The 13,550-nt window shown below is 64.4% G+C and carries 14 protein-coding genes; 1 reads left to right on the top strand and 13 read right to left on the bottom strand.

Annotation, left to right across the window (positions count from 1 at the left end; genetic code table 11):
• Positions 1-146: 146 nt before the first annotated feature.
• The 8 genes from L0U81_RS03235 to L0U81_RS03200 all read right to left on the bottom strand — a co-directional run bounded on the left by L0U81_RS03235 (position 147) and on the right by L0U81_RS03200 (position 8,116).
• Entirely contained in the window at positions 147-923 is a 777-nt protein-coding gene (locus tag L0U81_RS03235; RefSeq protein WP_233804192.1) for an ABC transporter ATP-binding protein, read from the bottom strand.
• 4 nt (positions 924-927) lie between these two features.
• A complete protein-coding gene (locus tag L0U81_RS03230) occupies positions 928-1,746 on the bottom strand; it encodes an ABC transporter permease (protein WP_233800149.1) in 819 nt (272 codons plus the stop codon).
• A gap of 1 nt (position 1,747) precedes the next feature.
• The gene (locus L0U81_RS03225; RefSeq protein ID WP_233800148.1) at positions 1,748-3,163 is read right to left on the bottom strand and encodes a mannose-1-phosphate guanylyltransferase/mannose-6-phosphate isomerase; all 1,416 of its coding nucleotides are present in this window, start codon (positions 3,161-3,163) and stop codon (positions 1,748-1,750) included.
• A gap of 199 nt (positions 3,164-3,362) precedes the next feature.
• Positions 3,363-4,289 (bottom strand): dTDP-4-dehydrorhamnose reductase, encoded by a 927-nt coding sequence (gene rfbD, locus L0U81_RS03220; protein ID WP_233800147.1) that lies wholly within the window; start codon positions 4,287-4,289, stop codon positions 3,363-3,365.
• 9 nt (positions 4,290-4,298) lie between these two features.
• Positions 4,299-4,850, bottom strand: coding sequence for a dTDP-4-dehydrorhamnose 3,5-epimerase (rfbC, locus tag L0U81_RS03215; protein ID WP_233800146.1), 552 nt, complete (start codon positions 4,848-4,850; stop codon positions 4,299-4,301).
• The gene (rfbA, locus tag L0U81_RS03210; RefSeq protein ID WP_233800145.1) at positions 4,835-5,728 is read right to left on the bottom strand and encodes a glucose-1-phosphate thymidylyltransferase RfbA; all 894 of its coding nucleotides are present in this window, start codon (positions 5,726-5,728) and stop codon (positions 4,835-4,837) included. The genes rfbC and rfbA overlap by 16 nt, the downstream gene beginning before the upstream one ends.
• Before the next feature lie 10 nt (positions 5,729-5,738).
• Positions 5,739-6,800 carry a dTDP-glucose 4,6-dehydratase gene (rfbB, locus tag L0U81_RS03205; RefSeq protein WP_233800144.1) on the bottom strand — a complete coding sequence of 354 codons (1,062 nt, stop codon included), beginning with the start codon at positions 6,798-6,800 and terminating at the stop codon, positions 5,739-5,741.
• A gap of 404 nt (positions 6,801-7,204) precedes the next feature.
• Positions 7,205-8,116 carry a GDP-mannose 4,6-dehydratase gene (locus tag L0U81_RS03200; protein WP_233800143.1) on the bottom strand — a complete coding sequence of 304 codons (912 nt, stop codon included), beginning with the start codon at positions 8,114-8,116 and terminating at the stop codon, positions 7,205-7,207.
• A gap of 237 nt (positions 8,117-8,353) precedes the next feature.
• On the opposite strand from L0U81_RS03200, the gene L0U81_RS03195 reads away from it, so the two are divergent.
• Complete coding sequence (locus tag L0U81_RS03195; protein WP_233800142.1) at positions 8,354-9,226, top strand: symmetrical bis(5'-nucleosyl)-tetraphosphatase; 873 nt, start codon at positions 8,354-8,356, stop codon at positions 9,224-9,226.
• Positions 9,227-9,262: 36 nt separating this feature from the next.
• Here L0U81_RS03195 and L0U81_RS03190 read toward each other — a convergent pair whose 3' ends face one another.
• The 5 genes from L0U81_RS03190 to ruvX all read right to left on the bottom strand — a co-directional run bounded on the left by L0U81_RS03190 (position 9,263) and on the right by ruvX (position 13,544).
• Positions 9,263-10,120: a lysophospholipid acyltransferase family protein gene (locus L0U81_RS03190; protein WP_233800141.1), complete on the bottom strand. Its 858-nt coding sequence runs from the start codon at positions 10,118-10,120 to the stop codon at positions 9,263-9,265.
• A 38-nt stretch (positions 10,121-10,158) separates the two neighbouring features.
• A complete protein-coding gene (locus L0U81_RS03185; RefSeq protein WP_233800140.1) occupies positions 10,159-11,439 on the bottom strand; it encodes a dihydroorotase in 1,281 nt (426 codons plus the stop codon).
• Positions 11,440-11,488: 49 nt separating this feature from the next.
• Complete coding sequence (locus L0U81_RS03180; RefSeq protein WP_233800139.1) at positions 11,489-12,514, bottom strand: aspartate carbamoyltransferase catalytic subunit; 1,026 nt, start codon at positions 12,512-12,514, stop codon at positions 11,489-11,491.
• A 63-nt stretch (positions 12,515-12,577) separates the two neighbouring features.
• Positions 12,578-13,117 (bottom strand): bifunctional pyr operon transcriptional regulator/uracil phosphoribosyltransferase PyrR, encoded by a 540-nt coding sequence (gene pyrR, locus L0U81_RS03175; protein ID WP_233800138.1) that lies wholly within the window; start codon positions 13,115-13,117, stop codon positions 12,578-12,580.
• The gene (ruvX, locus tag L0U81_RS03170) at positions 13,104-13,544 is read right to left on the bottom strand and encodes a Holliday junction resolvase RuvX (protein WP_233800137.1); all 441 of its coding nucleotides are present in this window, start codon (positions 13,542-13,544) and stop codon (positions 13,104-13,106) included. The genes pyrR and ruvX overlap by 14 nt, the downstream gene beginning before the upstream one ends.
• Between the last annotated feature and the right edge of the window lie 6 nt (positions 13,545-13,550).

The following is a 13,550-nucleotide window of genomic DNA, read 5'->3' as shown; positions in this document are numbered from 1 at the left end:
TTCGAACCTTGTTACGCCTCGGGGTCTGCCACGAGGGTTTTGCTGAACTGCGGGACTGGCCTGGCGCTCGCACGGCGCACGCCGCGGGTCGGCGCGCAGGCCGGAGGCAGCGCGCCACGCGCCGCGCCGGCCGCGCGCTTGCGTGCTCAGTGCGGCAACTGCGCGGCGTGGCTGACGAGAGGCTCGTCGGATTCTTCCGGCGGCAGCACGGGTTCGTCGGCGACCATCCTGCCGTGCTCCATCGAGATCTTGCGGTTGCATACGCGCGCAACCAGCGACGGATCGTGCGACGCCACCACCAGCAGCGACGCCTTGCCGACGAGGCCTTCCAGACGCTCGGCCGCCTTCACGCTGAACTCGGCGTCACCGACGCTCAGCCATTCGTCCATGATCAGGATGTCGGCTTCGACGCTCGTCGAGATCGCGAATGCGAGGCGCAGCATCATCCCGCTCGAATAGGTGCGCACCGGCAGATTCAGGTAGTCGCCGAGCTCGCTGAAGTCGGCGATCTCGTCGATCTTGCTGCGGATGCGCGCGGGCTTCAGCCCGTCGAGAATGCCGCGCAGATAGATGTTTTCGAAGCCGGTCGCGTCGGGGTCGAGGCCCATCGACACGTCGAGCAGCGACGCGATCTTGCCCTGCACCTTCAGTTCGCCGCGCACCGGCGCATAGACGCCCGACAGCGTGCGCAGGAGCGTCGTCTTGCCCGAGCCGTTGTGGCCGATCAGGCCGATGCGCTCGCCTTCGCTGAAGGTGAAGCTCAGGTCGTCGATCGCGCGGACGACCGCATGGCGACCCGCGTCCTGGCCGATCCGGCCGCCCGTCGTGAGATTGAGCACCGCCTTTTTCAGCGAGCGATGCGAGTTCTCGTAAATCGGAAATTCGACGGAGATGTTACGAGCGACTATCGATGAAGAACTCACCATATCAAAGCCAGTAAGGAACGCGATTACGGAAACGCTTCATCAGGATCTGCGCGAACGCAAAGCCGACGATCAGCAGGCCAATCGACCACGCCCACGTCTCCCAGTGGGTCGGGCGGCCGGTGAGCGGTGCGCGCACCGTTTCGATCAGGTGATAGAGCGGGTTGTATTCGGCGACCCATGCGCGGTCTTTCAGGATTTCCGGCGACCACATGACCGGCGTGAAGAAGAACACGACCTGGATCAGGTTCGTGACGATCGGCGGAATGTCGCGAAAGCGCGCACACAGCACGCCGAGCGTGACGCCAAGCCACACGCCGTGCAGCAGCAGGATCACGAGTGCGAACGGCACCAGCACGATTTCCCAGCCCGGCCAGTGACCGAACAGGAGCAGCAGCACGACGACGACCGGCAGGCTATGCAGCAGGATCACGAAGTTGCGCCACGCGATGCGGCACACGTGCACGGTGAGCGGCAACCTGATCTGCTTGATCAGATAGGCCGAGCCGATAAAGGCCATGCAGCCCTCGTTGGCAACCGACGCCAGATACGCCCACACGACGAGACCGACCGCGAGATACGGAAGATAGTCTGCGATGTCCTGGTGCAGCAGCGTCGAATACAACGCGCCGAGCACGACCACCATGATGATCGTGCTGAGCGTGAACCAGAACGGCCCGAGCACCGAACGGCGATAACGCTGCCGGATGTCGTGCCAGCCGAGCGTGCCCCAGACCCGCACCGCCTTCATGCCGACCAGCAGGTCGTCGTGCTCGTTGTGACGTGTCAGGTCTTCCGTGTCGTTGGTAAAACTGATATCCATCTCAAGTACGTCCGTAAATGTCTTCGAAGCGAACGATGTCATCTTCGCCCAGATATTCGCCGCTTTGCACTTCGATCATCACGAGTTCGACGACGCCCGGATTTTCGAGGCGATGTTTGTGGCCCGCCGGGATGTAGGTCGACTCGTTGGTCGACACGAAGAACTCCCTCTCGCCGTTGACGACCTTGGCCATGCCGCTCACCACGACCCAATGCTCGTTGCGGTGATGATGCATCTGCAGGCTCAGGCTCGCGCCCGGCTTCACCTCGATGCGCTTGATCTTGAAGCGCGGCCCCTCTTCGAGCACCGAGTACGTGCCCCACGGCCGATGCACGGTGCGATGCACCTTGTACGTCTCGTGGCCGCGCGACTTCAGCTCCGTGAAAATCTGCTTCACGTCCTGCGCGCGATCCTTGTGCGCGACGAGCAGCGCGTCGGGCGTGTCTATCACGATCAGGTTGTCCACGCCGACCGCGCCGATCAGGCGCCCGCCGCTGCGCAGATATGAGTTCTTCACGTCGACGAGCAGCGCCTCGCCTTCGACGCGGTTGCCGCTCGCATCGGCCGGCGACAGATCCGAGAGCGCGGTCCACGACCCGACGTCGGTCCAGCCGAGGTCGCAGCACACGACCGCCGCGTGCTCGCACTTCTCCATCACCGCGTAGTCGAACGACAGCTCCGGCACCGCGCCGAAGCTGCCCGGCTCGAGACGCACCTGCGCGCCGGTCTTGCCCGCGGCGGACGGCGACTTGTCCATGCATTCGGCCGCGGCATCGAGAATGTCCGGACAGTGCTCGCGCATTTCCTTCAGGATCGTGCCCGCGGTGAAGCAGAACATGCCCGAGTTCCACACGAACTTGCCCGACGCCAGATACTCGCGGGCCTTCTCCAGCGACGGCTTCTCGACGAAGCGCACGACCCGCTCTCCATCGGCTTCGATATAGCCGTAGCCGGTTTCGGGCGTGTCCGGATGCATGCCGAAGGTGACCACATTGCCGGCCTGCGCAAGCGTCTGCGCACGCGCGACCGCTGCCGCGAACGCGGTTTGATCCGCAATCAGATGATCGGCGGCGAGCACCAGCATCACCGTGTCTTCGCCGTGCGCCTTCGCCGTGTGCAAGGCCGCCGTGGCGACCGCCGCGGCCGTGTTGCGGCCGAACGGTTCGAGAATGAACGAAGTCGCGATGTTCTTGCGATTCACCTCGCGGAAATCGTCTTCGGTCTTGAAGAACAACTCACGGTTGGTGACCGTCAGCACTTCCTTCACGCCGGGCAACGCGACCGCGCGCAGGAACGCTTTCTGCAGCAGGCTTTCGCCGTCCGCAAGACGAATGAAAGGTTTCGGGTGCAACTCGCGCGAGACCGGCCAGAGCCGCGATCCCGCTCCGCCGCAAAGAATGATCGGTAACAAACTCACAGCTCCCTCTCAGTACCGTAGTTATTACCCGGCCGTACTGGCTAGTGCACGGTTGGCGTACACGTTTGCAATTCACTGCGCATGGACCGCTGAATCGGCGCCTGGCACGCCTTCACGTCGTGCACCATTCTAACGCCGCCCCCTTTCACCATTGTCAGGGAACGTTGGCGCTCGCGCACCCACGCGTTGAAAACCTGACTCAGGCGCGCGCCGCCGGCGATTTTGGAAAACCGTCTGTCAAACACAGCTTAAGCGCGTCGCGCCAATGCGGCGCGGCGAGCCCGAACACGCGCGCCAGCTTCTCGTTCGACATTCTGGAATTGGCTGGGCGCCTGGCCGGCGTCGGGTAGTCCGCGGCGGGAATCGGCAGCGTGTTCGGCCTGTTCGGCAAATCCGAAAGCTCGAAGATCGCCGACGCGAAGCCGTGCCACGACGTCGAGTCGCCCGCGCACAGGTGATAGATGCCCGAGCGCTCGCTCCACCACTTCGCGCCGTCTTCGGCGGCGAAGGACTGCGCACACAGATGCGCGGTCAGCGTCGCGATCGTGTTGCACCAGGTGGGCGCGCCGAACTGGTCGGCCACCACCTTCAGCTCGGGGCGATCGGCGCCGAGACGTAGCATCGTCAGCAGAAAGTTCTTGCCGCGCGTGCCGTACACCCAACTCGTGCGCAACACGAGGTGATTGACGCCGGTTGCCGCGATCGCCTGCTCGCCCGCGAGCTTGCTGCGGCCGTAGACGTTCTGCGGATCGGTCGGATCGTCTTCGACGTACGCGCCTTCTTTCGTGCCGTTGAACACGTAGTCGGTCGAATAGTGGATCAGCGTGGCCCCGAGCTTTTTCGCTTCCTCGGCGAGCACGCCCGGCGCTTCGCCGTTGATGCGCATCGCGAGATCGCGCTCTTCTTCGGCCTTATCGACCGCGGTATAAGCGGCCGGATTGACGATCAGCGCGGGACGCACCTCGCGCACCACCGCGCGAATCTGCTCGAGGTTCGACAGATCGAGCCGCGAGCGGTCGACCGCAACCACGTTGCCGAGCCCTTGCAGCGTGCGCGCGAGCTCGTAGCCGACCTGGCCATTTACGCCGGTGACGAGGATGGTCCGTTTCGCGTCGTGTGCGCTCATGCGATCCCCTTAGGCGAAGACTTCGGCGTCGGCAAGACGCTTGCCCGCCGCATCCTTGGCTGCGAGCAGCGGCTCGAAGTCGACCGGCCATTCGATGCCGATCGCCGGATCGTTCCACACGATGCTGCGCTCGTGCTCCGGAAACCAGTAATCCGTGGTCTTGTAGAGGAACTGCGCAGACTCCGACAGCACGACGAAGCCGTGTGCGAAACCGGGCGGCACCCACAGCTGCCGATGGTTCTCGACCGACAGCGTCACGCCGACCCACTTGCCGAAGTTCGGCGAACTCTTGCGGATGTCGACGGCGACGTCGAACACCTCCCCCTCGACCACACGCACGAGCTTGCCCTGCGCATGCTGGATCTGATAGTGCAGACCGCGCAGCACGCCCCTGGCCGAGCGCGAGTGATTGTCCTGCACGAACTCGACGCCCGCCTCGACCTTCTCGGCGAATTCGAGCGCGTTGAAGCTTTCGAAGAAGAAGCCGCGCGCATCGCCGAACACCTTCGGCTCGATGATCTTGACTTCGGGCAGCGCGGTTGCCGTTACCTGGATGGCCATGCGACTTGATCCGTGAGAATGTTTTGCAGGTATTGCCCGTAGGCATTCTTGGCGAGCGGTTTGGCGAGCGCGAGCAGCTGCTCGCCGTCGATCCACTGACGCCGGTACGCAATTTCTTCCGGACACGCGACCACCAGACCCTGGCGCTTCTGCAGCGTCGCGATGAAGGTCGCGGCTTCGATCAGCGAATCGTGCGTGCCGGTGTCGAGCCACGCATAGCCGCGGCCCATGATCTCGACGTTGAGCGCCGCGTTCGCGAGGTAGCGCGAGTTCACGTCGGTGATTTCGAGCTCGCCGCGCGGCGATGGCTTGATGTCGGCCGCGATGTCGCAGACTTGGTTGTCGTAGAAGTACAGACCCGTGACCGCGTAGTTCGAACGCGGCTTGACGGGCTTTTCCTCGATCGACAAGGCGCGGAACTGCTGGTCGAATTCGACCACGCCGTAGCGCTCCGGATCCTGCACGTGATAGGCGAACACGGTGGCGCCTTCGGTCTGATCATTGGCGTGTTCGAGCTGCTTCGCGAGATCGTGTCCGTAGAAGATGTTGTCGCCGAGAATCAGCGCCGACGGATCGTTGTTCACGAACTCGCGACCGATGATGAACGCCTGCGCGAGCCCATCCGGCGACGGCTGCACCGCGTACTGGATGTTCATGCCCCACTGGCTGCCGTCGCCGAGCATCGCCTCGAAGCGCGGTGTGTCCTGCGGCGTGGAGATGATCAGCACGTCGCGAATGCCGGCCACCATCAGCGTGGACAGCGGGTAGTAGATCATCGGCTTGTCGTACACCGGCAGCAGCTGCTTGGAGACGACATGCGTGATCGGATACAGGCGGGTGCCCGAGCCGCCCGCGAGAATAATGCCTTTGCGCGCCATTGCCGTGCCTTTACGCGCGCTGCGCGTAGTTGGTCTCGACCCACTTCCGGTATTCGCCCGAAGCGACTTCGTCGACCCATTGCTGATTGTCGAGATACCACTGGACCGTTTTGGCGAGACCCGTCTCGAACGTTTCCGCCGGCTTCCAGCCGAGTTCACGCTCGAGCTTGCGGGCGTCGATCGCGTAACGGCGGTCGTGGCCGGGACGATCCTTCACGTAGGTGATCTGGTCACGGTACGAACCGGCGGCCTTCGGACGCTGCTGGTCGAGCAGCTCGCACAGCGTGTGCACGACCTCGAGATTCTTCTTCTCGTTCCAGCCCCCGACGTTGTACGTCTCGCCCGGCGTGCCGCGCGCGAGCACTTCACGGATCGCGCTGCAGTGGTCGCCGACATACAGCCAGTCGCGCACGTTCTGCCCGTCGCCATACACCGGCAGCGGCTTGCCGCCGAGCGCGTTGGCGATCATCAGCGGGATCAGCTTTTCGGGGAACTGGTACGGGCCGTAGTTGTTCGAGCAGTTGGTGGTCAACACCGGCAGGCCATACGTGTGATGGTAGGCGCGCACGAGGTGATCCGAACCCGCCTTGGTCGCCGAATAGGGGCTATTCGGCGCATAGGGCGTCGTTTCGGAGAACTGCGGATCGGTTGCGGACAGCGAGCCGAACACTTCGTCGGTCGACACGTGCAGGAAGCGGAACGCGGCGCGCTCCGCTTCGCCGAGCGTGTTCCAGTAGCTGCGCGTGGCTTCGAGCAGCGTGAAGGTGCCGACCACGTTGGTTTGCACGAAATCGGCCGGACCGTGAATCGAGCGATCCACATGGCTCTCGGCCGCGAAGTGCAGCACGGCGCGCGGCTTGTGTTCGGCCAGCAGCGCGTCGAGCGCGGCGCGATCGCAGATGTCGACGCGCGCGAAAATGTGTTTGGGATTGCCTTGTAGCGACTTCAGCGTGCCCAGGTTGCCAGCGTAGGTCAGCTTGTCTACGTTGAGCACGGCTTCGTCAGACGCATCGAGCCAGTCGAGCACGAAATTGGCGCCAATAAAGCCGGCACCGCCTGTTACCAGGATCATGTAATTCCCTTGTCGATGTTAGTGACAGGCAGCGAAGAGCGTGCGGCCTGTTTACCCCGTATGGTGGTGTCCGTTTCTCTAGCCGCCCGTCGCGTCCGCGCGGAGAGCGGACACTCAGACGCCGATTTTATGAAGCCCTAATTATAAAGCCGCCCCGCGCAAAAACTAGAACCCTAACAACTTGAAACAGCTTGACAGAATTGGTTGCCGTTGATTGGCGAAAAGGAGCTTTTCGGTGCGGTTACAGGTATTTTGACGCTTGTAATGAGGTCCGCCGTATAGTGAGCAGCGCGGCACGGAAAGAGCGGGAAATGAAGCAGAAGAACGGCGAAAGCCTCGTGAAGGGATGCACCTTTCACGAGGCTTCAAAGCTGACCGTAAAGTGGTTGCTTGCGCGAGCGCGCTCAGGCCGCGAGCATCCAGCGCAGCGTGTCGATGAAGGGAATCGACTCGACCGCCGGCACCAGCGAATGCAATTTCGCAGGCGAACCGGCGAGCATCTTGACGTCTGTTTGCCGGACAAAGGCGGGATTGACCTGGACTTCGATATCGTGTCCGGTCTGCTCGCTCGCGCTCGTGAGGATTTCACGCAACGAATAAGGCGTGCCGGTGCAGACGTTGACGATTTCGGCCGCGACGTCGGATTCGAGCAGCGCCTCGTACGCGCTCGCCACATAACGCACGTCCGAGAAGTCGCGCGCGATATCGATATTGCCAAGCTCGATCGACGCCGCGCGCCGCGCGAAATGGCTCACGATCTTCGGCACGAGGAAGTTCACCGCCTGGCCGCGGCCGGTGTAGTTGAACGGCCGCACGATCAGGATCGGCAGGCGATCGAACCATGTGCGCACCAGCGTTTCCATCGCCGCCTTGCTGGCCGCGTAATGATTGACCGGCGTGACCGGGAAGCTTTCGTCGATCGCGGCGCTGCTGACGTTGCCGTACACGTTCGCACTGCTTGCGATCAGCAACTTGCGCGGCACATGACCGACCGCGACGCAGGCTTCGAGCAGGTTCAGCGTGCCAATCACGTTGACGCGATAGAAGTCGAGCGGATCGTTGTGACCCACGAAGCTGATTGCGGCCAGATGCACGATGTAATCGGGCCGCACGGTTTCGAGCACGCGTCGCCATGCGTCCGGCGACGTGATATCGAGCTTGACGCGGGTCGGCGTGTCCGGCTCGTCGCGGCCGGACACTGCTTCGATCACGGTATGGCCGCGCCCGATAAGCTTCTCGACCAGATAGCGGCCGGTAAAACCATTCGCACCGGTGACGAGCGTGCGAAATGGTTGCTTCGCCCCGGAAGACGACATGCTTGCTTCGTTCACGAGAGAGTCATCCTGTTGTTGTATTGCAACATCGCGCGCGATCCATGCGTGGTTGCCGCTTTGCCGTGCTGCTGTTGCGGCGGTGTTCCGGCCACGTCCCGCAATGTGATCGCGCGATATCCGAACCCCAGACGGGCTATTATGTCACGCTAAATTGCTGCGCTGCCCAGCGCGGCACGCACCTTGTAACACCGCGCGTATCGAATCGCTTTGATTTCCTCGATGACTCCGTCCAACGCTTCCAGCACGTCCGCCCCTCTCATTCCACTTGCTTTCGGCGATCTGCAAGGCTGCCGCGGACCGTTTCAGCAATTGCTCGCCAAAGCCGCGCCGCCGGACGGCACACCGCTGTGGTTCGCCGGCGATCTGATCAACCGCGGCCCTGACTCGCTCGATACTTTGCGCGACGTGATCGCGCTCGGCGAGCGCGCGGTGCCGGTGCTTGGCAATCACGATCTGCATCTGCTGTCGGTGTCGGCGGGGATTCGCAAGTCGAAGAAAGGCGACACCATTGAAGACATCCTCGCCGCGCCCGACGCCGCCGATCTGATCGAGTGGATCCGTCACCGGCCGCTCGCGCATTTCGACAACGGCATGCTGATGGTGCATGCGGGTGTGCTGCCGCAATGGGATGTGACGCTGACGCTCGAACTCGCCGACGAGTTGCAACGCGCGCTACGTGCGCCGAGCTGGAAAGAAACGCTTGCAGGCTTGTACGGCAACGAGCCGAACCGCTGGAACCCGGGCCTGAAGGGTATCGAGCGTCTGCGCGTCACGTGCAGCGCATTGACGCGCATGCGATTTTGCACCGTCGATGGCGTGATGGATTTCACGAGCAGCGGCACGCTCGCGTCCACGCCGAGCGGCTGCGTGCCGTGGTTCGATGTGCCGTCGCGCAAAACCGCCGACGTGACCGTCGTGTTTGGTCATTGGGCCGCGCTCGGTCTGCTGTTGCGCGACAACCTGATCGGCTTGGACTCGGGCTGCGTGTGGGGGGAGAAGCTGTCGGCGGTACGGCTCGCGCGCGATCCGGCGCAGCGGACGTTGACGCAGGTCGATTGCGATTCGTGCGGCGTGCCGCGCGGAGGAAACTGAACAGAAGACGGTGACGCCGCCCGACGGCGACGCCCCTCAGGCCGAACGTCCCGGTTGATCCACCGGCTCGATTAGCGGTTCCGCCGCAGCAGCAGCGTCGCCCGGCGACGCAGCGTCCGCAACGTCACCCTCTTGCGCGACCGTCCCCGCGACGGCCTTGCCAGCCTGCATGTCACGCAGCGCACCCGCCACCACGTCCTGCGCCTGCGCCGCGAGCGCACGCCGGTCCGCGCCCGCCGCGAGCGGCGCGCCGACGTACACGTGGGCGGTCAGCGGAGCGCCACGCAGCAGCATGTCGAGCGAATCGGACAACGACACGTCGTCGATATACGCGGGTGCCGTCGACTGCCGGCCCTGCGCGTCCTCGTACATGATGCACACCGGCTGCACCGGCGCGCCGGCCGACACCGCCGCCTGGAACATGTTCGCGTGAAACGGCAGCAGCTCGAGCCCGTTCGAGGTCGTGCCTTCGGGGAACACGCACATCAGCTCACCCGCGCTCAGCCGATCGGCGAGCTCGTGCATGATCCGCTTCGCGTCGCTGCGCTTCTCGCGCTGGATGAACACCGTGTCGAGCTGCTGCGCGAGCCAGCCGACCACCGGCCATTGGCGGATCTCCGCTTTCGACACGAACGGCGTCGGCCGCCACGCGTTGATCACGTAGATGTCGATCCACGAGATGTGATTGGCGACGACGAGCGCGCCGCGATCGAGCCGCACCGCGTCGTTATGCACGACGAGGCGCATGCCGCACAGACGCAGCATTTTCAGCGACCACGCCCGATTGAGCGTGTGACGCCGCTCGGCGCTCGCGTTCGGAAAGCGCGTCGCGACGGTCCACATGCCGTGCAGAAGATGCGTGATGAGACGGACCTTGCGTAACGCGAGCTTCATGACCGGAGCTTTCCTCGACTAAACCGAAACGATACCGTTCAGCGCCGCTCGTACGCGAGCTGCCCCGACACGATGGTCGCGCGCACCTGCGCCGGCAGTTCGTAGCCGAGGAACGGCGTGTTGTGCCCCTGACTCTTCAGCGCGCGCGGCTCGACGTGCCAGTGCGCGTGACGATCGAACACGCACAGGTCGGCCACCGCGCCGAGCGCGACGCGGCCAGCCGCTTCGAGACCCAGCACCTGCGCCGGCCCTGCCGTGATGCGATTGAGCGCGGTCGCGAGCGGCACGCCGGCTTCGTCGGCCCACTTCACCGTCAGCGAAAGGAACAGCTCGAGGCCGGTTGCACCCGGCGTCGCTTCGGCGAACGGCAGCAGCTTTTCGTCGTCGTCGACCGGCGTATGCGCCGAACAGATCGCATCGATCGTGCCGTCGAGCAGGCCCGCGCGGATCGCGTCGCGATCGCGCTGCTGGCGCAGCGGCGGGTCGAGCCGGAACTGCGCGTCGAAATAGCCGATGTCGAGGTCGATCAGATGCACGTGGTTCACGGTGACGTCACACGACACCGGCAGTCCTTCGGCTTTCGCCGCGCGCACGAGCGCCACGCCCGCCGCCGACGACACATGCGAAACGTGCACGCGCGCGCCCGTCACGCGCACGAGTTCGAAGATCGTATGCAGCGCGATCGTTTCCGCCGCCACCGGCACGCCCGACAGACCGAGCCGCGACGCCAGCGCGCCACTCGCGGCGACGCCGCCCTTGCCGAGGTACGCATCGACGGGACGCAGCCACGTCGTAAAGCCGTAGGTCTTCGCGTATTGCAGCGCGCGCATCATCACCTGGGTGTCGACGATCGGCGTGTCGGCCTGCGAAAAGCCGACGCAGCCCGCCTCGGTCAGCTCGACCATCTCGGTGATGACTTGTCCTTTGAGACCGACCGTCAGCGCGCCGAGCGGATACACGTGCGCCTGGTTCAGATTGCGCGCGCGGAACCTCAGCATCTCGACGAGACCCGGTTCGTCGAGCGTCGGATCGGTGTCCGGCGGACACACGAGGCTCGTCACACCGCCCGCGACCGCCGCGGCCATTTCCGATTTGAGCGTCGCCTTGTGCTCGTAGCCCGGCTCGCGCAGACGCGCGCACAGGTCGACGAGACCCGGCGCGATCGACAGGCCGCGCGCGTCGATCTTGCGCTCCGCCTGGAAGCCGGCCGGCGCGTTGCCGAGGGCGGCGATCTTGCCCGCCTCGATAAAAATGTCCTGCTGCTGTTCGGTGCCCGCCGCCGGATCGATCAGCGTGCCGCCTTGAATATGAATCTTCATGCGCTGCCTTTGTTAAACCTGTGGTTCAGCCCGTGCTTCGGCTTCCTGATCAGTCGTTATTGCCCGCGACGATCCCCATCACCGCCATGCGCACCGCGATGCCGAACGTCACCTGGTTCAGGATCACCGATTGCGGGCCGTCCGCGACCTGCGAGTCGATCTCGACGCCGCGATTCATCGGGCCGGGGTGCATCACGATCGCATCGGGGGCGGCGAGCGCGAGACGCTCGGGGGTGAGCCCCCAGCTCTTGAAGTACTCCTGCGACGACGGCAGCAGCGCGCCGCTCATGCGCTCGTTCTGCAGGCGCAGCATGATGATCACGTCGACGTCCTTGAGACCTTCGTCGAGGTTGTGGAACACGCGCACGCCCATCTGTTCGAGGCCGCCCGGCAGCAGCGTGCGCGGACCGATCGCACGCACTTCGGGCACGCCGAGCGTGGTCAGCGCATGAATGTCCGAGCGCGCGACGCGCGAATGCAGGATGTCGCCGACGATCGCCACGCGCAGCTTCGTGAAGTCCTTCTTGTAGTGGCGGATCGTGTACATGTCGAGCAGACCCTGGGTCGGGTGCGCGTGACGGCCGTCGCCGGCATTGATCACGTGCACGTGCGGCGCGCAGTGCTGCGCGATCAGGAACGGCGCGCCGCTCGACGCATGTCGCACGACGAACAGATCCGCGTGCATCGCCGACAGGTTGTTGATCGTGTCGAGCAGCGATTCACCCTTGCTCGTCGATGACGCGTTGATGTTCAGGTTCAGGACGTCGGCCGACAGCCGCGTGGCCGCGATCTCGAACGTGGTACGCGTGCGCGTCGAGTTTTCGAAGAACAGGTTGAACACCGACTTGCCGCGCAGGAGCGGCACCTTCTTCACTTCACGATCGGTCACGCTGACGAACTGGTCAGCGGTCTCGAGAATGTGATTGACGATGGCCTTCGGCAGCCCCTCGATCGACAACAGATGTTTGAGCTCGCCGTTCTTCGTGAGCTGCGGGTTGCCCTTCAGGAAGCCATAGCGGAAGCGCTCGGATGCGCTGGTGGAGGAATCCTGCGGAGCCTGGGTGGCGGTGTTCATGGTGTACCTGCTTCAAATACGGGCTGCGACGTGATCGAGGTCGGCGCGTCGCGCGCGCGAGTTTCAATCGGCGCGTGCTTCAGTGTGAAAAGAAAACCGCTGGCCGCCCGCGCCGTCGTCTTCATGGGCCAGCACGAGCGTCGCGTCGGCCGGCACGTCGACCACGCCGCCAACGAAGCGCGCCGCCACCGGCAACTCGCGTCCGCCCCGATCGGCGAGCACCGCGAGTTCGACCGATGCCGGCCGGCCATAGTCGTAGAGCTCGTTCACCGCCGCGCGAATCGTGCGGCCGGTGTACAGCACGTCGTCGACCAGCACGATGCGGCGGCCTTCGACCGGGAACGGCAGCGAGGTCGGGCTCGCCTGCGCGTGCAGCCCTTTCTTCGCGTAGTCGTCGCGATGCAGCGCGACGTTCACTACGCCGAAGCTCGCCAGCTTGAGGTCGCGCGCGAGCCGCTCGGCGAGCCATGCGCCGCCGCTATGGATACCGACCAGCACCGCCGCTTGCGCACCGTCTTGCACGGCGGCAAGCTGCTCGCCGTACGCCGCGCGAATCTGGTCGAGCAACGCGCGATACAACGCTTCGGCGTCAATGGAACTCATGATCGTCGGAAAGTCCGTCAAGGTATTGCTGGAGGATGATGCTCGCGGCTTCGGCATCGAGCATGTCGGCGCGGGCGTTGCCGGCGCGGATTTCCGCCTCGGCCTCGACCGACGAGTAGCGCTCGTCGACCCACGTGACCGGCAGATTGAAGCGGCCGTTCAGCTGGTTGCCGAAGCGCTTTGCGAGCTGCGTACGTTCGTGCGGCGTGCCGTCGGGGTACATCGGCAGCCCGACGACCAGCGCATCGGGTTTCCATTCGGCGATCAGCTTGCCGAGCGCTTCGAAGCGGTACTCCTTGCTGCGGTTCTGCACGACGACGAGCGGCCGCGCGCGGCGCGTGAGCGAATTGCCGACCGCCACACCGATGCGTTTCTCGCCGTAGTCGAACGCAAGCAGCGTGGCCTCACGTCCGGCCGGCAGATTCATGCGCGG

This window comes from Paraburkholderia sp. HP33-1, assembly GCF_021390595.1.
GTDB lineage: Bacteria > Pseudomonadota > Gammaproteobacteria > Burkholderiales > Burkholderiaceae > Paraburkholderia.
This window is presented reverse-complemented; position numbering and strand designations above follow the sequence as displayed.